This is a genomic window from Halorubrum sp. AS12 (genome assembly GCF_051122765.1).
In the GTDB taxonomy this organism is placed as follows: Archaea; Halobacteriota; Halobacteria; order Halobacteriales; family Haloferacaceae; genus Halorubrum; species Halorubrum trapanicum.
Genome location: NZ_CP185385.1, coordinates 1996703 through 2018446 on the forward strand (window position 1 = coordinate 1996703; position 21744 = coordinate 2018446).

Here is a 21744-nt window from a genome sequence, read left to right on the forward strand (position 1 = left end):
CGTCGCGCCGTCGACTCGGCCCTGATTCAGGGCGCGTTCGCAGATACGTCCGCTGACATATATATCTGTGGTAAAGAGTCTCGCAGTTGGTCGTTCAGCGGGGTCCTTCGTTGCCGGCCGACTCGTTAGCAGATCTCTCATCGCCCGCGGTCTCGCTGGTCGACTCGCTCTCGTCGCCGAGGCTCGTCGGTCCGCCCCGGCCGCCGAACAGGCGGTTGAGTACGGCCGGGACGACGACCACGAAGGCGAGGAGCGCGCCGATCCGGATCGGCAGCGATACGTCGGTGGCCACCGTGAGTCCGAGGTAGACGGCGGCGCCGACGAGGACCGACGGCAACACGTACGGGTTTCCCGCGTCGAGCATACCTCATTGTGGCGCCCGGGACCCCCTTAACCGTCCCGGCACGGACCGAGTACTCGTCTCGTCACGGACCGACAGAGTTTGGTAGCAGTTCGTGGAAGAACCGACAGGAATGTTCGATAAGGTTCTCGTGGCGAACCGCGGCGAGATCGCGGTCCGGGTGATGCGGGCCTGTGAGGAGCTGGGCGTCGACACCGTCGCCGTCTACAGCGACGCCGACAAGCACGGCGGCCACGTCCGGTACGCGGACGAGGCGTACAATGTCGGGCCCGCCCGCGCGGCCGACTCGTACCTCGACGGCGAGGCGGTCGTCGAGGCGGCGCGGTCGGCCGGCGCCGACGCGATCCACCCCGGCTACGGCTTCCTCGCGGAGAACGCCGACTTCGCCGCGCGCGTCGAGGCCGCCGACGGGATCACGTGGGTGGGTCCCGAAAGCGACGCGATGGAGCGGCTCGGCGAGAAGACCCACGCCCGCCGCGTGATGGACGACGCCGACGTGCCGATCGTCCCCGGGACGACGGAGCCGGTCACCGAGGTTGAGGCCGTCACGGAGTTCGGCGACGAGCACGGCTACCCCGTCGCGATCAAGGCCGAGGGCGGCGGCGGCGGCCGCGGGATGAAGGTCGTCGAGAGCGCCGACGAGGCCGCAGAGGCGCTCGAATCCGCCAAACGCGAGGGCGAGGCGTACTTCTCGAACGACTCCGTCTACCTCGAGCGCTACCTCCAGACCCCCCGCCACGTGGAGGTCCAGGTCGTCGCGGACGACCCGGCCGCGGGGTCCGGCGACGCGAGCGGCGACGCCTCGGTGACCGAGACCGACGTGGTCCACCTCGGCGAGCGCGACTGCTCGCTCCAGCGCCGCCACCAGAAGGTGATCGAGGAGGGTCCCTCTCCCGCCCTCTCCGACGAACTGCGCGAGAAGATTGGGGAGGCCGCCCGCCGCGGCGTCGCCGCCGCGAACTACACCAACGCCGGGACGGTCGAGTTCCTCGTCGAGGAGGACCCCGAGCGCGACCCGTCGGAGCCGCTCGGCCCGGACACGCCGTTCTACTTCCTCGAAGTGAACACCCGAATCCAGGTCGAACACACCGTCACGGAGGAGCTGACGGGGATCGACATCGTCAAAGAGCAGCTCCGGGTCGCGAGCGGCGAGGGCCTCTCCGTCTCGCAGGACGACGTGGAGCTGGAGGGCCACGCGATCGAGTTCCGGATCAACGCCGAGAACGCCGCGGACGACTTCCAGCCCGCCAACGAGGGGTCGCTGGAGACGTACGACCCGCCGGGCGGGATCGGCGTGCGCGTCGACGACGCGCTCCGGCAGGGCGACGAGCTGGTCACCGACTACGACTCGATGATCGCGAAGCTGATCGTGTGGGGCGGCGACCGCGAGGAGTGTCTCGCGCGGTCGAAGCGCGCGCTCGCGGAGTACGACCTGGAGGGCGTCGTCACGATCGTCCCCTTCCACCGGCTCATGCTCGACGACCGGCGCTTCGTCGACGGCACGCACACGACGAAGTACCTCGACGAGGAGCTGGACGCCGACCGCGTCGCCGACGCGCAGGAGCAGTGGGGCACGGAGTCGGTCTCCGCGAGCGACGGCGACGACGACGAGGTGACCGAACGCGAGTTCACCGTCGAGGTGAACGGCAAGCGCTTCGACGTCGAGCTGGAGGAGCGCGGCGCGCCCGCCATCCCGGTCCCCGAGAGCGGGGGAAGCGGCGCGGGAGGTCAGCAGCGACCCCCGCAGGCGAAATCCGACGACGGCGGCGACGACGCGGTCGACGTGGCCGAGGGCGGCGAGGCCATCGACGCGGAGATCCGAGGGACGATCCTCTCGGTCGACGTGGCCGAGGGCGACGAGGTCGCCGCCGGCGACGTGGTCTGCGTGCTCGAGGCGATGAAGATGGAGAACGACGTGGTGGCCGAGCGCGGCGGCACCGTCGCGAGCGTCCACGTCGGCGAGGGCGACAGCGTCGACATGGGCGACGTGCTGATCGTCTTGGAGTAGCGCCGAGCGCACTCGGCGGTAGTAGTTTATAAACGGGTTTCGACCGCCGAGACGGTAGCGTCGACCCGTCTTTTCTGATAAACGATGGGTGTGGCCGCTTTAGACCGCCGACAGCGACGTGATATTTAAATACTGAGCGGCGCGGCTGGGGCTTTGGCGGTGTTCTGCTTCACGACCAACCACGCATCCGTCTCGATCCGACCGACGGGATTTAACCGACCGCCCGAGAAGGAATCGGCATGGAGCCGGTCGACGACTGGCGCGCGGCGATCGCGGAGGCCGGAGAGCTGACCGGCCCGATCGCCGCGGCCATCGTCGAGGCCCACGGCGACCGCGGCCAGCGCGCGATCGAGGCCGTGGGTGAGGGACGGGTGAAGGAGTACCGCGATTTCACCGTCGTCGTCGGCCACGAGGACGAGTACGTGATCGAGGACGGCGAGTGTACCTGCGCGGACGCGACGTACAACCTCGACCCCGACGACCCGGACGAGCGCTGCTGGCACGCCATCGCGGTCGACGTGGCCGACGCGATCGACGCCGTCGACCACCACGACATGTGGTACTCCGAGGTCCGCGAGTTCCTGTGACGCTGTCCTCCCGCCCGTGAGCCGCCGGTGTCGCGAATCTCCCCTATCGAATCAGCCGCCGCTCGGCCGCGTGAATCGCCTGTTTTCACGAATCTCGGTCAGAGAGTCGAAAACGTTTACAACGGCGGCCGGTCTCCCCTACGGTATGGCGGACTGTCCACTCGCCGACGACTGCCCCAGCTTCGACGAACGGATCGAGGGGATGGGGTGCCAACACTACGGCAACAAAGGCGGCGCGGAGTGGTGTAACCACTACGACATGCCGATCTACGAGCTGAAACAGCAGCCGGTCCAACCCGGCGAGGCGGTCGTCGTCGAGGTCGACGACATCCACGAGAGCGGCGCCGGCGTCGGGCGCACCGACGACGGGTTCATCGTCCTCGTCGACGGTCTCCTCCCCCCGGCGCGCGCCGAGGTCAAGATCCATCGGGTGAAATCCAGCCACGCGACGGCGGAGAACGTGATCGAGCGCCTCCCCGACGACCCGGACGCGGAGGAGTCCGACGCCGAGACCGCGGACGGCGACGCGGACGCCGACACAGACGACGAGGAGCGTAGCCGCCGCGACCGCACGGACCGCGAACGGCTCGGCAGCCGCGAGAACTTCTGGGGCAAGTGACGGCTCCCGGGGCAGCCCCGCCCCACGGACAGTCCGGACGCCGTCGATTCCCGCCCGACCCGCTCTTTCCCCACCCGCGCCCGCCGCGCGAAACCGCCGTTTTTTGACCGCCCGGCCCGTCGGTGAGCCTATGGTGGCAGACGACGAGCGGCCGGACCCGGCGGACGTCGACGCCGACTCGATCCTGGAGCGGGCCGGGTTCGACGCCGACGAGAGCGTGCTCACCCGCCGGCAGGCGGAGGTGCTGGCGCTCCGCGAGCGCGGGCTTCGCCAGTCTGACATCGCGGACCGGCTCGGCACCTCTCGCGCGAACGTCTCCAGCGTCGAGGCCAGCGCCCGCGACAACGTTGAGCGCGCCCGCGAGACGGTCGCGTTCGCGGAGGCGCTGTCGGCCCCGGTCCGCGTCGAAATCGAGACCGGGACCGACCTCTACGACGCGCCGAAGCGCGTGTACGACGCCTGCGACGAGGCCGGCGTGAAGGTGAACCAGACGGCGCCCGAACTGATGAGAGCGATCGGCGACCGCGCGGGCGACGCGGTCCGCGGCCGCGAGGTCCGTCGCCGGCTGTTCGTCACGGTCGCGGCGGACGGCCAGATCCGGGTTCGACGACCGTAGCCCCCGACCGCTCGGCCGTTTCGACGGCTCCGACTCACTCCTCGTCGATCCGCTCCGCGACGCCGACGAGCGTCGCGCCCGCGGTGACCGTCGCTTCGTGGGCGACAGAGTACGCGATCCCGTCGCGGTCGGCGCGCGCGACTTGGAGCGTCTCGAACGTCGTCGGGTCGAACACCTCGCCGACGCGCTCTCCCTCCGTCACCCGGTCGCCGACGGCGAGATCTGGTTCGGGGACGAACAGCCCCGAATCCTCGGCGATGACCCGTCCGAGGTGGTTGCGCGCGACGACACCGTCCCACGGATCGGGGTCGCCGGAGAGCAGCCCTTCGCGCCTGAGGACGCCGAACATCCCCCGAACGCCGGTCTCGACCGCCGCCGGAACGACCTCCTTGCTGTGGGCGAGTTCCGGCGTGATCGTCGGAATCTCCTCGCGCGTGGCGGCGACCCGGAGCTTCCCCGCGAATCCGCGCTCGTCCCACTCGGTGTCCGCGTCATCCCCGGCCGCCTCCGCGAGCAGGAGGTCGGTGCCGAACGCCTCCGCCAGCCCGCGACAGGCCTCGTCGCCGCGCATGTACACCGTATGCGTCGCCATCGACGGCGAGCCGGTGTGGAGGTCGACGATCGCGTCCGCCTCGCTCGCGAACGCCCAGAGGCGGGCCGCCATCCGCTCGTGGAGCGACCCCTCCGCGTCGCCGGGCCAGCAGCGGTTCATGTTCGGCTGTCGCGAGTCGAGCGACTCCGGGGTCGTGTACGAGACGCGATCGAAGGTGAGCGGATCGGCGACGGGCACCGTCACGAGCGTCCCGACGAGGTCGACGGCCGCCGGTTCGCTCTCTTCGTTCGATTCGTCGCCGACGAGCCGGTCGTGGAGCCGCCGGAGGACCGCGGCGCCGTTCACCTCCCGGCCGTGCTGTGCCGCCTGCGCGTACACCACGGGCGCGTCTCCGGGCGCGTCGAGTTCGGGACCGTCGTCGCCGTCGACGAGTTCCCCCTCGCCGTACGCGTGGACCGTCGTCCGGATCGGCACTCCCGAGGGGAGCCGCGCGAGGGTGAGGCTGCGACTGGTGTCCGATGGTCCGGATCGGGGCGGCTCGGAGTTATACGTCCGGGGTCTGGCCGCGGCATGGTCGTCTCAGACCTCGGTGTCCGGCGGTCCCGACCGCGGACGCTAAGGCCGTGGCCCCCGCACCGCGATCCATGCGGGTCACCCTCCTCGGGACGGGCGACACGACGGGGACGCCGACCGTCGGCTGCGACTGCGACACCTGCGTTACGGCCCGCGAGCGCGGAGTGTCACGGTCGCGCTTCTCCGTCCACGTCGCCAACGAGCGTACCGGCGAGTCGCTGCTCGTCGACTTCAGTCCCGACTTCAGACAGCAGTTCCTCGCGGCCGACGTTCCCCTCCCGGACGCCGGTATCGTGACGCACATCCACTTTGACCACCTCGACGGGTTGGGGAACGTCTACCGGCTCGTCGACGGGCTTCCGGTCCACGCGCCCTCGGAGACCGACCCGGCTACCGACGAGAGCGTCGCGGAGACGATCCGCGACAAGTACGACTACCTCGAAGACCGGATCGGCGTCCACGCCCGCGACCCGTTCGAGCCGTTCGAGACCTGCGGGTTCGAGGTGCGGTTCGTCCCCGTCGATCACCCGCCGCTCCTGTGTTACGGGGTCGTCATCGAGGACCCGGAGACGGGCGCGAAGCTCTCGCTCACCGGCGACACCAGCTACGACGTCCCCGAGGCCTCCCGCGAGGCGCTCGCCGACCCGGACCTACTGCTCGCCGACGCCATCGTCCCGGCCTCGCTGTGCGAACACCACCCGATCGGCGGGCGCCACGAGGGGCCAGACGGCGTCCCGCGGACGTTCGGCACGAAACACATGACCCGGGAGGGGGCGCTCGCGCTCGCGGAGGACCTCGACGCCGACCGGACGCGCCTCGTCCACCTCGCGCACTACTACCCCGCCGACGAGGCGTTCGCGGAGCCGCTCGCGGTCGACGGCGAGGTCCACGAGCTGTAGCGGGGGCGCGGATCCCCCGAACTGTAGCCTTTTGTCTCGGTAGCACGTACCACAGTTGAGGTGTCCATGAGGGATCGAATCCGAAGCGCGCTCGACCGCCTGGAGCCGCCGCCGCGCGCGGTCGACTGGTCGCTGTTCGCCTTCGTCGTCGCCGAGGCGGCGAGCGCCTGAGCCACGGCCACGGCGCGCCCGCGCGGCTGGTCGCGCCCGACCGGCGGGGGTTCCAGTGGGTGAAGTGGGTGACGCGCGTGGAGGTCCGCTCCGAGTACGACCTCGGGAAGTGAGTCGTCACGCTGGTGAGCGGGTTCGACTGACCGCGCTCGTCGTCCGGGCGGCGACCCGACTACTCGTACTCGCTTCCGACGACCTCGCGGATGCGCTCCGCGGTCACCGGGCCGACGCCGTCGACTTCCAGTAAGTCGTCCTCGGGCGCGGTCATCACGCCCTCGACCGTACCGAAGTGTTCGAGGAGGGTCCGCGCCGTGACCGGGCCGATGTCGGCGATGGAGGAGACGACGTACTCCTGCTGTTCCGCCCGGGTCTTCGTCGTCTTCTCGCCGTGGACGCTCACCTCGCGGTCGCGCGTCTCCTGCTCCCGCTTGGCGACCGTCGCGAGCAGTTCGGTGGTGTCCTCCTCGCCTTCGGTGCGGAGCACGCTCACGTCGAAGTCGACCGCGAGCGACGCGAGCGCGCCGCGGATCGCGTTGGGGTCGATGTCGCGCTGGCCGTAGAGGTTCGTCCCCTCGACGATCATCACCGGCCGGGCGTACGCCCGCGAGAGCTCGCCCACCTGCTCGAACATCGAGCGGTCGGAGTCGAGCATCGAGTCGACGAAGTCGGCCGCCGACTTGCGCTCAACGGCGACGCGGTCGGAGAGCACGTAGTCGCCGACGGAGAGCGTCTCCAGCCGGGTGACCAGGCCGTCGCGCGTCGATAGGTCCTTCGCGATGGAGGAGTCCAGCTCGCGCTGGTCGACGACGACCTCGACGCCCTCGTCGACGCCGGCGGTCGCGATGACGCCGTCCTCGTCCGCGTCCTCGTCGCCCTCGGTCCCTTCATCGTCCATCTCGTCTCCGCTGGTCCGGGCCTCCTCGGCGAAGTCGGTGAGTCCGGCGTCGGCGTCCTCACCGTCTCCGCCGTCCGCGTCGGCCGCCTCGTCGCCCCCGCCCGCGCTCTCGTCGACCTCGGCGTCCGCGTCGCTCCCGTCTTCGGACCCCCCGGAGAACGCGTCGAGTCCCGCCTGCCCGTCGTCGCCGACGGTCTCCTCGATGTCGTCGGTGGCCTCCTTCAGCTCGGCCAGCTGGCTGGCCATCTTCTTCTCGCGCCGCCGCGAGATCCAGAAGAACGCCTCGTCGCGGGTGTCCTCGGCCATCAGGACGACCACCTTCCCCTCGGCCTGCCGACCGGTCCGCCCCTTGCGCTGGATCGAGCGAATCGCGGTCGGGACCGGCTCGTAGAAGCAGACGAGGTCGACCTCGGGCACGTCGAGTCCCTCCTCGGCGACCGAGGTGGAGACGAGCACCTCGAACTCGCCCGCCTTGAACTCGTCGAGCGTCTCCTGCTGCTGTTTCTGGCTCATCCCGTCGGAGCCGTCCTTGTCGCCCTGGCCGACGAACTTGCGGGTGTCGAAGCTCGCGGAGAGGAACTCCACGAGCGCCTCGGCGGTGTCTCGGGACTCGGTGAAGAGGATGGCGCGCTCGCCGCCGTTGATGCCGAGCGTCTCGGCCAAGAGGATCCGGGCCTTCGAGAACTTCGGGTGGAGCCCGTCGAACGACTCCGCCTTCCGCATCGCTTCTCTCACTTTGGGGTCCGCGACCATGCGCTGGCTCGCCTTCGAGGCGCCCGACGAGCGCGCGGCCTCGCGCTGGCGCTCGAAGTAGCGCCGGACGGACTCGACCGACTGGGTCTCGACCAGCTCGGTCGCGCGCCGGAGCTTCATCACCTCGGCGTGGGTGGACATCCCCTTGTACCCGTCCGACTGGTCGTTGTCCATCATCTGCTTCAGCTTCCCCCGCATCTTGTTGAGGTCCTTCTGCGAGAGGTCGGGGTTCGTCGTGTTCGTCACGCCGAGCTGTTTCAGCTTCTCCAACCGGTCCGTGATCACCTCGTTGAGCGCGTCGCGGATCTCGAGCACCTCGTCGGGGAGCGTCACCTGCTCCCACTGGACGTCGGTGTCGTGGGTGTACTCGTCGACGTCGGCGTCTGCCTCGGTCATCACCTCGACGTTCACCAGCCCGAGGTTCTCACAGACCGTCTCGATCTCCTCGGTGTCGCCGCCGGGCGAGGCGGACATGCCGGTGACGAGGGGGTCGGCCGCGTCGGCGTGGTAGCGCTCCGCGATGTAGACGTACGCGTAGTCGCCGGTCGCGCGGTGGCACTCGTCGAAGGTGAGGTGGGTCACGTCGGAAAGCGAGATCCGGTTGCCGACGAGGTCGTTCTCGACGACCTGCGGGGTCGCGATCACGATCCGGGCGTCCTCCCAGACCGCGGCGCGGTCGTCGGGCTTCACGTCGCCGGTGAACACGACGATCTCCTCGTCCGGAATCGAGAGCGCCTCGCGGTAGAAGTCCGCGTGCTGCTGAACGAGGGGTTTGGTGGGGGCTAAAAAGAGGGCTTTCCCACCCACTTCGTGGAGCCGCTCGGCGGTGACGAGCAGGCTGACCGTCGTCTTGCCGAGACCGGTCGGGAGACAGACGAGCGTGTGTTCGTCGGCGGCGGACGCCGCCAGCTGGAGCTGGTAACGGCGCTCCTGGAGGAAGTCGTCGACGAGCAGGGGTCTATCGATGCCGGCGGCCTCGGTCGCCATCGACGGCTCTTGACCGGCACCGGCCTAAAGCCTTCGCGAAGCGGGGTGAAAGTTATCGGTCGCCGGACCGCTCCTCTCGGAGCTCCTCCGGCACGTCCTCGTCGACCAGCTGCGCCCACTCTGCGAGCCGGTCGCCGGATCTGGTCTGCGTACTCATCACGCGACGGATCTCCGTGGTACGCCTTAACAGTTTCTCCGATTCTACACGATTTGCCATGGTTAGGTCGGGTCCGCCTCTCGCCCGGCCGCGACACGTACCGGTTTGTCCTACCCGCGACACGTACCGGTTTGTCCTACCCGCGACACGTACCGGTTTGTCCTACCCGCGACGCGCGTTGGTTCCGCTCGGACCGACTCGCACGCCTTTTACCGCTCACGCGTCTCGGACAGGCATGAGCAACCTCGACGAGTTCCTCGCAGGCGAGCGGCTCGACGACGTGGTCTTCTACGTGAGCGACGCGTACCTCGACGACGACTCCCGACTCCGGGAGGTCGGGTCTGAGACGGACGGCGGCGTGCGCCTGATCCTCGACGGCGAGACCGGGCGGTCCGCGTTCCAGGCCGGCACGGGCATGGGCGCGATGGAGTTCGCGAAGACCGCGATGGACGCCGAGGGCGAGATCGCGCGCTCGCTCGACGACGGGGCGTGCCCGTTCGCGGACGACGGGGACGGCGACGACGCGGGCGACGGTCCCGACGGCGACCACGAGATCCGGTTCGTCTTCGCGTTCGCGGAGGCGCAAAACGAGGAGGTCGGCGGTCTCTACGCCGAGGGCGACGTGGTCCACGCGTACGCTCACTGTACCTGCGGCGAGAGCTACTCGCACAAGTGGGTCATCGGCGAGCGCGACGACGAATAAGATCGGCAGCGTGCGTGACGACTGAAAGACGAGTAACCGCGCGGCGGCCGCGCTCAGTTCGGCGCTACTCCTCTCCGGGCGCGTCGTCTTCCGGCACCGCGCCCTCGACGAGCGACTGATCGCCGTACCGCTCGCGGAGGTCCTTCTTCGAGAACTTCCCGGTCGCGGTCTTCGGCACCTCGTCGATGAACTCCACCGCGTCCGGCACCCACCACTTGGGGTACTCCTCGCGGAGGCCGGTCTCGATCCGCTCGACGAGTTCCTCGCGGTCGACGCCGTCGGCCACGACGACGAAGGCGACGGGACGCTCCTGCCAGCGCTCGTGGGGCACGCCGACCACGGCCGCCTCGCTGACGCCGTCGTAGGCCATGATCGCGTTCTCCAGCTCGACGCTTGAGATCCACTCGCCGCCCGACTTGATCACGTCCTTCGTGCGGTCGACGAGCTGCATGTAGCCGTCCTCGTCGACGGTGACCACGTCGCCGGTCTTCAGCCAGCCGTCGACGAACTCCTCCTCGCTCGCCTCCGGGCGCTTGAAGTACTCCTTCGTCACCCACGGGCCGCGGATCCGGAGCTCGCCGAAGTCCTCGCCGTTCCACGGCACCTCCTCGCCGTTCTCGTCTATCACCTCGAACTCCAGACCGGGCGCGACGAGGCCCTGTTTCGAGCGCTTGTTCACCTGCGTCTCGTAGTCGGTGTCGCGCAGGTCGCTCTTGAGGTGCGAGACGGTGCCGATCGGCGACAGCTCCGTCATCCCCCACGCGTGGAGCACCTCGACGTCGCGCTCGTCGTACCACTCGATCAGCGCCTTCGGCGCGGCCGCGCCGCCGATGATCACGGTGTCGAGCGTCGAGAGGTCGACGTCGTTGCCCGCCTCGACGTACTCGCGCAGGCCGAGCCACACCGTCGGAACGCCCGCGGAGACCGTCACGCCCTCCTCCTCGATCAGCGCCGCGAGGTCCGCGGGGTCCGGCGAGGGACCCGGGTAGACGTGCTTCGCGCCCGCGGCGGCCGCGGTGAACGGCATCCCCCACGCGTTGACGTGGAACATGGGGACGACGGGCATCACCACGTCGGAGTCCTCCATCGGGATCCCCTGCGGCGTCTGGGAGGCCATCGTGTGGCTCCACAGCATCGACTGGGTGTACTCGACGCCCTTCGGCTTCCCCGTCGTGCCGGAGGTGTAACAGAGACCGGCGGGCTGGTCGCCGTCGAGGTCGGGCCAGTCGTACTCGGTCGAGTAGTCGCCGATGAACTCCTCGTAGGCGGGCGCGTCGAGCGCGTCGATCCCCTCCGACCCCATCGCGACGAAGTCGACGCCCTCGAACTCCTCCGCCCCGTCGGCGGCGCCCGCGATCTTCTCGGCGAGCGAGGGGTCGACGAAGATTATCTCGTCGGCGGCGTCGTCGACGATGTACTGGATGTGTTCGTCGGGCAGCAGCGGGTTGATCGTGTGGAGCTGTGCCCCGGTGTTCGGGACGCCGAAGTACGTCTCGAAGTGCCGAGTGTGGTTCCAGCAGAACGTCGCGACGCGGTCGCCGCGCTCGATCCCGTGGTCGTCTAGGGCGTTCGCGAGCCGGGCTGTCCGGTCGGCGTACTCGGCGTACGTGTGTCGCGTGCGCCCCTCGTGGGTGCGCGAGACGATCTCGATGTCCGGGTACAGTCGCTCCGCGCGCCACATGAACGGTCGCAGGGTCTGAGCGTGTCCGCCTGGCATACCTCACACACCACGGAGGCGGGAACTATGAACGTTATCATGATTGATCATGGCTATTCGCGGGTAATCCGGGAACGTCTGTCCCGCCTCGACAGTTCGTTTATAAGTGGTTGATTGCGGATCGATGTCGAACACCGCCGAAGCCACAGCCGCTCGGCCGTACGTTGGTGGCTCTTATAAATAGACGATCAACACGAACACCGCCGAAGCCCCAGTCGATGAGACGGGCGCACGCTCGCTGCGGTCCGCAGTCGTTCGCTCCGCTCACTCCTTGCGGTCCTTGCTTCGCCTGCGCCCGTCTCATCGACTGCCCCTTCGAGTCCCACCTCGCACAGCACCTCACGCCTCCCCAGCCTCGTCGGCCGGTCTCCGCTTCGCTCCGACCGGCCGACTCCCTCGCGCGGTGCCGTTCGCAGCCGCCGAGGGCGGCCGCTCACGGGCACGCGCCACCGCACAGACGCTATTTAAAAGAGACAGTTTATCCCCGAAACAGGCTCGCGTGGACGGGCGCGTGGTCGGAGTCCGGTCGGGGGTCGTCGCCGTCGTCGCCGCCCTCGTCGGAGACGGCCCGGCCGTCGACGCCGTCGACGAGGAAGTCGCGGACCGGCGGGCCGACGTGTTCGGGTTCGACGAGGAACGCGTCGTGGCCGTGGTCGGAGTCCACCACGTGGTGCGCGACCGGGACCCCTGACTCGCGGAAGGCGTCGGCGAGGGAGGCGGACTGCTCGACCGTGAAGTGCCAGTCGGCGGTGAAGCTCAGCAACAGGGCCTCGCCCTCGAAGGCGGCGAGCGCGTCGGCGTCGGTGCCGTGGCCCGCGGCGAGGTCGTACTCGTCCATCGCGCGCGTGAGGTAGAGGTAGCTGTTCGCGTCGAAGCGGTCGCCGAACCCCTCCGCCTGGTAGTCGAGGTACGACTCCACCTCGCGGTACGGGAAGAAGCCGGCCGTCGGCTCCGGCGGCAGCCCGAGGTCGCCGTCCTCGCGCGTCAGCGAGTCGCGGCCGGCCGACCGCCGCCCGAACTTCCGCTCCATCGACGCCTTCGAGAGGTACATGATGTGCCCGATCTGGCGGGCGATGGCGAGCCCTTCGGTCGGGTCGGGCCGGTCGTCGCCGTAGTAGTTCCCCTCGTTCCAGTCCGCGTCCGCGCGGATGGCGCGGCGCGCGACCGCGTCGAGCGCGAGACGCTGTGCGTCGAGGCGCCCGGCGGTCGCGATAGCGACCACGCGGTCGACGTCGTCCGGGTACCGCTTCGCCCACTCCAAGGCGTTCATCCCGCCGACGCTCCCGCCTACGACCGCCCGCAGCCGCCCCACGCCGAGATGGTCGAGCAGCCGCCGCTGCGCGCGCGCCCAGTCCTCGACCTGGACCGGCGGGAACGCCGTTCCCCACCGGTCGTGGTCGGGCTCCTCGCGCAGGTCGAGGTCCGCGGGCCGCTCGCTGGCCGGTCCCGTCGTCCCGTAACAGGAGCCGGGGACGTTCGCGCAGACGACGTAGTGCTCGGTCGTGTCGATCGCCTTCCCCGGCCCGACGACGTCGTCCCACCACGCGCGGGCCTGCCCCGCCTGTCCGGCTCCCGTGGTCTCCGCGTCCCGTTCCGGCTCGGGCGACCGGGCGACGTTCTGGCTCCCGGTGAGCGCGTGGCAGATCAACACGACGTTGTCGCCGTCGAACTCGCCGTGGGTCTCGTAGGCGACCTCGAAGTCGGGGACGGACTGCCCGCACTCGAAGGTGAACTCGCCCAGCGAGGCGACGCCGTGGTCGGTCGGGACGGCGCTCATCCGTTCACACCCCTTCCTCGCTCGCGGAGTCCTCGGCTCCGGCTCGCTCCGTCGCGGCGCGCTCGCCCGCGGCCAGCCCCGCGTCGAGGTCGGCGATCACGTCCTCGGGGTCCTCGATACCCACCGAGAGGCGAAGCATCTCCGGGTAGACGCCGGCGGCCCGCTGTTCCTCGGCGTCCATCTGCGCGTGCGTCGTGGAGGCCGGGTGGATGACGAGCGTCTTCGCGTCGCCGATGTTCGCGAGGAAGCTCGTCAACTCGACCGCCTCGCAGAACGTCTTGGCGGCCTCGTAGCCGCCGTCGACGCCGAAGGTGACCATCCCGCCGAAGCCGTCGAGGTACTCGGCGGCGTTGCCGTGGCTCTGGTGGTCCTCGAACCCGGGGTAGCTCACCCAGTCGACGCGGTCGTCCTCGCGGAGGAACTCGGCCACCCGCCGCGCGTTCTCGCAGTGGCGCTCCATCCGCAGCGGGAGCGTGTTCAGCCCCTGGATCGTCTGCCACGCGTCGAAGGGCGACTGCTGGCCGCCGGTCGGCCGCACCCCGCGCTGACGGACGACGTTGGCGAAGGCGGCGTCGCCGAACCGCTCGACGAAGTCGATCGGGAACGCGGGCGACTCCCCGTCCAGTTCGTCGTAGTCGGCGTCGGGGTGGTCCCACGGGAACTGTCCCCCGTCGACGACGACCCCGCCGACGGTGGTGCCGTTGCCCGTGATCCACTTCGTCGTCGACTCCCAGGTGATGTCGGCGCCGTGTTCGATCGGCCGGCAGCAGTACGGCGTCGCGAACGTGTTGTCGACGACGAGCGGCACCGCGTGCTCGTGGGCGATCGCCGCGAGCCGCTCGAAGTCGGGTGTGACGAGCGAGGGGTTCGCGATCGTCTCGACGTGGACGAACGCGGTGTCGCCGTCGATCGCCTCCTCGTAGGCCTCGTAGTCGAGCGTGTCGACGAGCCGCGCCTCGATCCCGCGGCGGTCCGCGATGCTGGTGAGGTACGCGGCGGTCCCGCCGTACATCTCGGAGCTGGCGACGACGTTGTCGCCTGCGCTCGCGAGTACGGTCGTTATCGCGTCGAACGCGGCCATCCCCGAGCCGGTCGCGACCGCGTCCGACCCGCCGGAGAGGTCCGCCAGCCGGTCCTCCAAGACGTTCACCGTCGGGTTCGAGAGCCGAGAGTAGATGTGACCCTCCGCCCGGAGCGCGTACATCTCCGCCGCCGTGTCCGCGTCGTCGAAGACGTACGACGTGGTCTGGTGGATCGGCGTGGCGCGGGCGCCGGTGGTCGGATCGGGCTCGGCGCCGGCGTGGAGACTCCGGGTGGAAAACCCACGTGTCATGTTTGTTGCTCATACGTCTACGCACTTCTATAACCGTCAGTTACGGCAATTGATGCCCCCATTCGGATTCGTCCCGCCGAAGCGTGCGTTTATGACCGATCGGGCGCCAACCGGTGGTAATGGCAGTCGCCGCCCCAGTCCCCGACCTCGCCGACCGCGCGACCGACTGCGCCGACCGACTGCGCGAGGCCGGCCGGGTGCTGCTCGCGTCGCACATCGACGCCGACGGGATCACGAGCGCCGCGATCGCGTCCACCGCGCTCGCGCGGGCCGGGATCGACCACGAGGTCGTCTTCGAGAAGCAGCTGGACGCCGACTCGATCGCCGGGATCGCCGCCCGCGAGTTCGATGTCGTCTGCTTCACCGACTTCGGCTCCGGCCAGCTCGACGTGATCGCCGACCACGAGGAGCGCGGCGACTTCGTCCCCGTCATCGCCGACCACCACCAGCCCGCCGACCGCGACACGCGGTACCACCTCAACCCGCTGCTCGAAGGGATCGACGGCGCGAGCGAGCTGTCGGGCGCCGGCGCGAGCTACCTCCTCGCCCGCGCGCTGGAGGGACCCGACGGCGACAACCGCGACCTCGCCGCACTGGCGGTCGTCGGCGCGGTCGGCGACATGCAGGACTCGGCGGACGGTCTCGTCGGCGCCAACGAGGCCATCGTCGCCGACGGCGTCGACGCCGGCGTCCTCGACGCCAGGACCGACCTCGACCTGTACGGCAGACAGACCCGGCCGCTCCCGAAGCTGCTGGAGTACGCTTCCGACGTGAAGATCCCGGGGATCACCAACGACGAGGCGGGGGCCATCTCCTTTCTCACCGATCTCGACGTGGACGCGAAACGCGACGGCGAGTGGCGCCGCTGGGTCGACCTTGACGCCGCGGAGCGCCAGCGGGTCGCCTCCGCGCTCATGCGCCGCGCGGTCGCCTCCGGCGTCCCGTCCGACCGGATCGAGTCGCTCGTCGGCACCGCCTACACGCTGGTCGACGAGGAACCCGGCACCGAACTGCGGGACGTCAGCGAGTTCTCCACGCTGCTCAACGCGACCGCGCGCTACGAGCGCGGCGACGTCGGCCTCGCGGTGTGTCTCGGCGACCGCGGCGACGCGCTCGCCGAGGCGCGCCGGCTGCTCCGCACCCACCGGAAGAACCTCTCCGAGGGGCTTCAGTGGGTCAAAACCGAGGGCGTCACCCACGAGGAGCACCTCCAGTGGTTCGACGCCGGGTCCCGCATCCGCGAGACCATCGTCGGCATTGTCGCCGGCATGGCGGTCGGCTCGCCCGCGGTCGACCGCTCGAAGCCGGTGATCGCCTTCGCCGAGGAGAGCGCCGAGGAACTGAAGGTGTCCTCGCGCGGCTCGCACGCGCTCGTCCGCCAGGGACTCGATCTGTCCGCGGTGATGCGGGAGGCGAGCCAATCGGTCGGCGGCGACGGCGGGGGACACGACGTGGCCGCGGGCGCGACCATCCCGATCGACGAGCGCGACGCGTTCCTCGCGGCGGCCGACGAGCTGGTCGGCGAACAGTTGAGATAGCGAAAGCGGAACGGCGAACGGTTTGCGAAGCGCGCGTCGGGCGGCGGTGTCAGACACCGGCGAGGCGTTGAGGCACCAGCGGAGCGCTCAGGCCTCGCCGAGGTCGCGGAACATCGCGCGGTAGTCGTCGGTCGACAGCGACTCGCCGAGGTCGTCGATGTCGGCGTCCAAATCCTCCAGCCGCTCGACGAGTTCGGCGTACGCCTCGTTCCCCTCGCGCTGGGCGGCCGGCTTCTGCGAACTCAACACGGCGCGCTTGCTGGCGAGCGCGGCGGCCTCTCGAACGAGGTCGTCGTACTCGCTGCGCGTCAGGAGTGTGTCGATGGCCGTGAGCAGCTTCGAGCGACTCACCGGCTTGGTGAGGTACAGATCGAACCCCATGTCGATGATGTCGAAGTCGGGTTCGACCGCGGTGACCATCGCCACGCGGCAGTCGTACCCCTCCTCACGGATGTGGTCTAAGACGTCGTCGCCGCTCCCGTCCGGGAGCCGCCGGTCGAGGAGCACCACGTCGACGGCGGCGTCGACCCGGTCGATCGCCTCGGCGGCGGTCTCGGCGACGTCGACGGCGTACCGCTCTTCGAGGAAGCCGGCGTACAGCGCCGCGATGTCTGGCTCGTCCTCCACGACGAGTATCGACGGGTCGCTCACCGTCGATCACCGCCGGGAGCGACCGGACACGCTTCACCGGGCATACACGAACGAGCGGCATGTCGAGAGATAAAACTGTCGCCGTCCGTTCGCCCGATGTCCTGAACCGTCTTTTATATACTCCGGCCGTCAAAGGGGAGACGAATGTCAGAACTCGTCTCCACCGGGGTCGAGGGGCTCGACTCCATTCTCACCGGCGGCATCACCGAGCGGTCGACGGTCCTCGTCTCCGGGAACCCGGGCACCGGCAAGAGCATCTTCGGAATCCAGTACCTCCATCACGGCGTCTCCGAACACGACGAACGCGGCGTGTACGTCTCCTTCGAGGAGGACGAGGCCGACATCCGCGGCGCGGCCGAGTCCGTCGGCTTTGAGGGGTTCGACGAGATGGTCGACGACGGCGACATCGTCATCCTCGACAAACGCGAGATGCTACGCGAGACCGACTTCTCGACCGCGGTCGACCGCCTGCTCGACACCGTCGAGGACGGCGACTTCGACCGGCTCGTCCTCGACTCGCTGTCGATGTTCCAGCTCTTCTTCGACGCCGAACAGGAGAAGCGCACGTACCTGCTGAAGTTCTCGGACATCCTCAAGGCGAACGGACTCACCTCGCTGCTCATCAACGAGCAGGGCGCGGTCTTCCCCGACACTGAGGTGGGCTTGGAGAACTTCCTCACCGACGGGAACATCTACTTCATCCAGACGCCGACCGACTCCGGCGTCAACCGCTACGTCTGGGTGGCGAAGATGCGGAAACAGGACATCGACACCGACATCTTCCCCATGGAAATCGGACAAGGAGGGATCACGGTCCACGAGCGCGCGGGCGGCTTCTCGATGATGGGCGGCTCCGACAATCAGCCGTCGTTCTGACGGTTCGGGGGCCGGCCGGCCACCTTGTTACTCTCTCGACGAGAGGTCGCGCCAGACGTCGTCGAGGCGGTTCTTCACCGCCGACCGCTCCTCGACCTCGACGGAGAGTCCGTCGCGGAAGTCCACCTCGACCCCGTCGACCTTCCGGCGGTACACCTTCACGCGCCGGTGTTCGTCCGAGAGCGGCCGGTCGTGTAGCTCGAGGAGGTCCGCCTCCTCCAGCTCGTTTATCCGTCGGTAACACGTCGCTATCGGCACGTCGAGCTGGTCGCTGAGGTCCTGCGCCGACTTCGCGTCGCCCGTCGCCGTCAGGATGTCCGTGTTGTATTTGTTACCGAGTACGGTGATCAGATCGTCCCCCACCATTCACGTTATCGAGATTGATTTTTATGGCTTATAAGGATACCGGTGATTGCCCAGATCGGCGAACCTCCGGCTTCGGCGTGCGGGGCGGGACCACGACCGCTTCGGCGACCCGCTTCGACGACCCGCCTCGCCGAACCGTGTTATCGCCGCTGATACCCGCTCCCGTGGGTTTATTACCGGCGTTCGAGCAGGAACGGTATGGAGCTCATTGAGGGGTTGTATCTGATGACGACCACCGTTCTGGCCGGCGCGAGCGCAACGCTCGTCGCGTTCGCGGTCGCGGCGTACCGGTCGTCCGGCCGCACGGCGATGGCGTACCTTGCGGTCGGCTTCGGACTCGTCGTCCTCGCGGCGGTCGGCACGCCCGCGGCCGCATTTCGCACGGAATTCGGCAACCCCGAGGCGCTGCTCTTGGTCAACACCGGCCTGCTGGCGGCGTCGATGGCGCTCGTCGCCGGGAGCCTCGCGGTCTACGAGCCGGGAACCCAGGAGTTCGTGATCCCCGAATCGGAGCTGTCGCGGCTGCGCGACAGGTAAGAAGAAAACGCGAAGCGCAAGACGCCGCCTCTACACCTCGGTCGCGGTCGTCGGGCTGCTGCTTCGGTTCTTTCCTCGTTGCCACCGATCGTCGACACCGTGTCCCGGCTCTCGTGGTTCCGCCCGTCATTCTGGGTGGCAGCCGCGTTCCCGCCAGATCCAGCGCTGAGAACTCCGCTTCGATTTCGTTATTTAATTCTGTAACTATAAAAATCAAATAAACACGAAAACCGCATGACTGGAGTTGTTTATCAACTCGGATAACCAGGGACGTGATCTTAAGTAGGAAATCCTCATCGCTATCGATAACGCCCGCCGGGCAGGCCGGGGGCCGACGCAACACACAATGTTCGAAACCATACTGGACGAGGAAGAGCGCGGTCAAGTGGGGATCGGGACCCTCATCGTGTTCATCGCGATGGTGCTGGTGGCGGCGATCGCCGCCGGCGTCCTGATCAACACGGCCGGATTCCTCCAGACACAGGCGGAAGCAACGGGCGAAGAGAGTACATCACAGGTGAGCGAACGGGTTCAAGTCGTCAGTCAGTCGGGAGTTGTTGCTACCGACGCTGCCGGTTCCGGTGAGAAAGGTATCGGATCGCTCGAGTTCGTTATCGCATCCGCTCCCGGTGCTGGTAACGTCGACCTCGATGAGGTGACCGCGGAGTTGGTCGGAGCGGACGGACAGGAGACTTTCCAGCTTCAGGACGATCCACCGGTCACGAACGTGAATATCTTCACTAGTTCACAAAGCGACAACGTGTTAACAGACAATAGCGACCGTGCTGAGGTTTCGGTCGACCTTGAAGCGCTGAGCGATCAGTACGAACTCACCGAGGGTGATTCGATCACAGTGACGTTCACGACCGCGTCCGGCGCATCGACGACGACCGAAATCCGCGTCCCGACTACGCTAGTCGGTGAGGACGGCGACTCGGTGAGGCTGTAACAATGTTCGAGTTCATCACTAACGACGACCGCGGTCAGGTTGGTATCGGCACGCTCATCGTGTTCATCGCGATGGTGCTGGTCGCCGCCATTGCCGCGGGCGTCCTGATCAACACGGCTGGGTTCCTCCAGTCGCAGGCGGAATCGACCGGCGAAGAGAGTACGGACCTCGTGTCCGAGCGGATCGAACTGACAAGTTCTGTCGGGATTGTCGGTGACGCAAATGCTGGCACCCTCAATGAAACCCGTCTGAGGGTCACCGGCGCGCCCGGTGCCGATGACATCGACCTGACTGAGACGACGATTCAGGCCGTCGGGCCTGGTGGACAGGAGAACCTCGTGTTCACTAATCGCGCGTTCGATGTCCCTGACGCCGGACAAGATTCGGTGACGATTCAGCAAACAATTCCTAACGATAGTGAGAGCATTCAGGTTCGGCTTGGTGAACTCACTGAAGACGATATAACCCAGCTAACTCTACGTGACACGACCGCCGGTCAGGATCTTGCGGTGGTTGATGTGAGTACTCTCAACGAAGACGAAATCAACGAGATTTCTGTCTCGGCGACCGAAGTAATCGTTGGTAATGACATTGAGGCACAACTCGATGGCACTAGTACTGACTCTAGTGCGATCACCGTCGAAGATGTCGAACCACCCTTCGGTGCTGATGGGAGTTCACTCTCTAGCGGTACTGACGGAGTCTCGATCCAGGACGCTATCCGTACGGACAATACGGAGATTCAAGTCGCTTACGCGGCTAGCGACACTAGTGGTTCTAGTGACTTGGTTGTCTACAACGCTGATAACGGAAATGAAGTTATCGAAACGATAAACTTTGGCTCCACAACCGCCGTCAACGACACAGCCACTATCGATCTGACCGGGGTAGATATAAGCCAAGGTGACACCATTACCGCTCAGGTAACCGGTGACCAGGACCCGGGGACAGATCCCATCGCAGAATCCAGTACAGATGTTACCGCGGGGCTTGGGGTCAACCAAGTCGCCAATCTCAACCCTGGTGAGTTCGCGGTCGGTTCTGACGGAGCGTTCCGGAACGACGCTGTCATTAATGATCAGCAGCAGTTCACGATCCTCCTGAACCCCGCATCGGGCGCCTTCTACGACTCGTCCGACGCGGAGCCGTTCGGCGAAAGCGACGAGGCCACGCTCGACATCGTCTCGCCAGCTGGCGCGGCGACGCAGGTCGAACTGACCGCCCCCGATCTCTTCAGCGAGGACGGCGAAGCGGTTCGCCTCTAAGCGCCGACGTACTGACAGCAAACCGCTCCCACCGTGGAGGCCGGCTCCGCGTGGGAACCTGCCGCAACACCTATTTTACGGCGCGCGCTACCACGACCCATGAGTGACGACGAGGCGCTCCCGACCGACCCGGACGAACTCGACTTCACCGACGACGAGAACGTCGTCGAGATCGGGGAGGGCCGCTACGTCGTCGGGACGAACGGCCGCCCCAACGTCGGCCGGTCGCGGGGGCAGCGCCGCGCGCCGCCCGACGACGACTCGGGGTTCACGACGGCTGATCCGGCGAACCCCGACGAACGTCGGCCCGCGGGCGACGACCCGCGGGCGAGCGCGGCCGGTCCCGGCGTCGGCGAGCGGGGCCAACCCGCCAGTGGGCAGCCCGGCTCCGGCCAACCCGCTGACGGGCAACCGCCCGGTGATGGACAGCCGCCGCCGAACGCCGCGCAGGGGCAGCGCCGAAACCGGTCCGCGGCGGGTGGCGACGCGGTCGACCGGCAGGCGGTGAGCCGGTGGCTGGCCGACTCCTTCGACGGCGACGGATTCGCGTACGGCATCGACGCGACGCTCCACGCGAACGGCGACACCACCCGGCAGCGGATGGTGTCGAACGACGTGACGGCGACGTTCGACACGCTCATCTCGTGGTTCGCGTCGAACGCCGGCCCGAGCTCGCCGACCCCGGAGGCGATTGGCCTGCTGCTCGCGGCCTCCGAGACGACGGTGGATATTCCGCCGGTGATGATAAAGCGGTTCGCGGCGAGTCAGGGGCTCTCCGCGAGCGACAGCATCGGCGACTTGGTTCGCGCCGCCGAGGACGCTGGCGGGTTCCGGATCGACTGATCCGGGGAAC

General features: G+C 68.1%; 20 protein-coding genes and 1 pseudogene. 13 read left to right on the plus strand and 8 right to left on the minus strand.

The genetic code is table 11. The annotated features are described in order from the left end of the window. Positions 1-94: 94 nt before the first annotated feature. Complete coding sequence (locus ACODNG_RS09950) at positions 95-364, minus strand: hypothetical protein (protein WP_434521187.1); 270 nt, start codon at positions 362-364, stop codon at positions 95-97. A 109-nt stretch (positions 365-473) separates the two neighbouring features. Between ACODNG_RS09950 and ACODNG_RS09955 the strand changes: the two genes are divergently transcribed. The 4 genes from ACODNG_RS09955 (at position 474) to ACODNG_RS09970 (ending at position 4191) form a co-directional block, all read left to right on the plus strand. Continuing rightward, positions 474-2369, plus strand: a complete 1896-nt coding sequence (locus ACODNG_RS09955) for a biotin carboxylase N-terminal domain-containing protein (RefSeq protein ID WP_434521188.1) — start codon at positions 474-476, stop codon at positions 2367-2369. A 239-nt stretch (positions 2370-2608) separates the two neighbouring features. Beyond that, a complete protein-coding gene (locus ACODNG_RS09960; protein ID WP_434521189.1) occupies positions 2609-2956 on the plus strand; it encodes a hypothetical protein in 348 nt (115 codons plus the stop codon). 145 nt (positions 2957-3101) lie between these two features. Continuing rightward, on the plus strand, positions 3102-3575 hold the full coding sequence (locus tag ACODNG_RS09965; protein WP_434521190.1) for a TRAM domain-containing protein: 474 nt from the start codon (positions 3102-3104) through the stop codon (positions 3573-3575). Positions 3576-3705: 130 nt separating this feature from the next. After that, complete coding sequence (locus ACODNG_RS09970; RefSeq protein WP_209545380.1) at positions 3706-4191, plus strand: Tfx family DNA-binding protein; 486 nt, start codon at positions 3706-3708, stop codon at positions 4189-4191. Positions 4192-4225: 34 nt separating this feature from the next. Here ACODNG_RS09970 and ACODNG_RS09975 read toward each other — a convergent pair whose 3' ends face one another. Continuing rightward, the gene (locus ACODNG_RS09975) at positions 4226-5218 is read right to left on the minus strand and encodes a succinylglutamate desuccinylase/aspartoacylase family protein (RefSeq protein WP_434521191.1); all 993 of its coding nucleotides are present in this window, start codon (positions 5216-5218) and stop codon (positions 4226-4228) included. Between the two features lie 170 nt (positions 5219-5388). On the opposite strand from ACODNG_RS09975, the gene ACODNG_RS09980 reads away from it, so the two are divergent. Both ACODNG_RS09980 and ACODNG_RS09985 read left to right on the plus strand, forming a co-directional pair. Next, positions 5389-6216, plus strand: coding sequence for an MBL fold metallo-hydrolase (locus tag ACODNG_RS09980; protein ID WP_434521192.1), 828 nt, complete (start codon positions 5389-5391; stop codon positions 6214-6216). Positions 6217-6371: 155 nt separating this feature from the next. Continuing rightward, a pseudogene (locus tag ACODNG_RS09985) lies at positions 6372-6500 on the plus strand (molybdopterin-dependent oxidoreductase); the annotation flags it as partial. 59 nt (positions 6501-6559) lie between these two features. On the opposite strand, the gene ACODNG_RS09990 reads toward ACODNG_RS09985, so the two are convergent. After that, positions 6560-9022, minus strand: a complete 2463-nt coding sequence (locus tag ACODNG_RS09990) for a DEAD/DEAH box helicase (RefSeq protein ID WP_434521193.1) — start codon at positions 9020-9022, stop codon at positions 6560-6562. Between the two features lie 392 nt (positions 9023-9414). On the opposite strand from ACODNG_RS09990, the gene ACODNG_RS09995 reads away from it, so the two are divergent. Further along, positions 9415-9882: a DUF5807 family protein gene (locus tag ACODNG_RS09995; protein WP_434521194.1), complete on the plus strand. Its 468-nt coding sequence runs from the start codon at positions 9415-9417 to the stop codon at positions 9880-9882. A 64-nt stretch (positions 9883-9946) separates the two neighbouring features. Here the strand turns inward: ACODNG_RS09995 and ACODNG_RS10000 are convergent, their stop codons facing one another. The 3 genes from ACODNG_RS10000 to ACODNG_RS10010 all read right to left on the minus strand — a co-directional run bounded on the left by ACODNG_RS10000 (position 9947) and on the right by ACODNG_RS10010 (position 14709). After that, a complete protein-coding gene (locus ACODNG_RS10000) occupies positions 9947-11599 on the minus strand; it encodes a long-chain fatty acid--CoA ligase (RefSeq protein ID WP_434521195.1) in 1653 nt (550 codons plus the stop codon). A gap of 478 nt (positions 11600-12077) precedes the next feature. Beyond that, positions 12078-13376 (minus strand): homoserine O-acetyltransferase MetX, encoded by a 1299-nt coding sequence (gene metX / locus ACODNG_RS10005; RefSeq protein ID WP_434521196.1) that lies wholly within the window; start codon positions 13374-13376, stop codon positions 12078-12080. Between the two features lie 4 nt (positions 13377-13380). After that, on the minus strand, positions 13381-14709 hold the full coding sequence (locus tag ACODNG_RS10010) for an O-acetylhomoserine aminocarboxypropyltransferase/cysteine synthase family protein (RefSeq protein WP_434521197.1): 1329 nt from the start codon (positions 14707-14709) through the stop codon (positions 13381-13383). Positions 14710-14828: 119 nt separating this feature from the next. Here ACODNG_RS10010 and ACODNG_RS10015 point away from each other — a divergent pair, with 119 nt between their 5' ends. Continuing rightward, positions 14829-16247 carry a DHHA1 domain-containing protein gene (locus ACODNG_RS10015; RefSeq protein WP_434521198.1) on the plus strand — a complete coding sequence of 473 codons (1419 nt, stop codon included), beginning with the start codon at positions 14829-14831 and terminating at the stop codon, positions 16245-16247. An 87-nt stretch (positions 16248-16334) separates the two neighbouring features. On the opposite strand, the gene ACODNG_RS10020 is transcribed toward ACODNG_RS10015, so the two are convergent. Further along, positions 16335-16898 (minus strand): HalX domain-containing protein, encoded by a 564-nt coding sequence (locus ACODNG_RS10020; protein ID WP_434521199.1) that lies wholly within the window; start codon positions 16896-16898, stop codon positions 16335-16337. Between the two features lie 144 nt (positions 16899-17042). Between ACODNG_RS10020 and ACODNG_RS10025 the strand changes: the two genes are divergently transcribed. Further along, the gene (locus tag ACODNG_RS10025) at positions 17043-17774 is read left to right on the plus strand and encodes an RAD55 family ATPase (protein WP_434521200.1); all 732 of its coding nucleotides are present in this window, start codon (positions 17043-17045) and stop codon (positions 17772-17774) included. 27 nt (positions 17775-17801) lie between these two features. On the opposite strand, the gene ACODNG_RS10030 is transcribed toward ACODNG_RS10025, so the two are convergent. Further along, entirely contained in the window at positions 17802-18140 is a 339-nt protein-coding gene (locus ACODNG_RS10030) for a helix-turn-helix domain-containing protein (RefSeq protein ID WP_137687311.1), read from the minus strand. Positions 18141-18338: 198 nt separating this feature from the next. Between ACODNG_RS10030 and ACODNG_RS10035 the strand changes: the two genes are divergently transcribed. The 4 genes from ACODNG_RS10035 to ACODNG_RS10050 all read left to right on the plus strand — a co-directional run bounded on the left by ACODNG_RS10035 (position 18339) and on the right by ACODNG_RS10050 (position 21734). Further along, positions 18339-18677: a hypothetical protein gene (locus tag ACODNG_RS10035; RefSeq protein WP_434521201.1), complete on the plus strand. Its 339-nt coding sequence runs from the start codon at positions 18339-18341 to the stop codon at positions 18675-18677. Positions 18678-19023: 346 nt separating this feature from the next. After that, positions 19024-19626, plus strand: a complete 603-nt coding sequence (locus ACODNG_RS10040) for an archaellin/type IV pilin N-terminal domain-containing protein (RefSeq protein ID WP_434521202.1) — start codon at positions 19024-19026, stop codon at positions 19624-19626. 2 nt (positions 19627-19628) lie between these two features. After that, the gene (locus tag ACODNG_RS10045; RefSeq protein WP_434521203.1) at positions 19629-20891 is read left to right on the plus strand and encodes an archaellin/type IV pilin N-terminal domain-containing protein; all 1263 of its coding nucleotides are present in this window, start codon (positions 19629-19631) and stop codon (positions 20889-20891) included. Between the two features lie 99 nt (positions 20892-20990). Beyond that, positions 20991-21734 (plus strand): DUF7500 family protein, encoded by a 744-nt coding sequence (locus ACODNG_RS10050; RefSeq protein WP_434521204.1) that lies wholly within the window; start codon positions 20991-20993, stop codon positions 21732-21734. Positions 21735-21744: the final 10 nt, after the last annotated feature.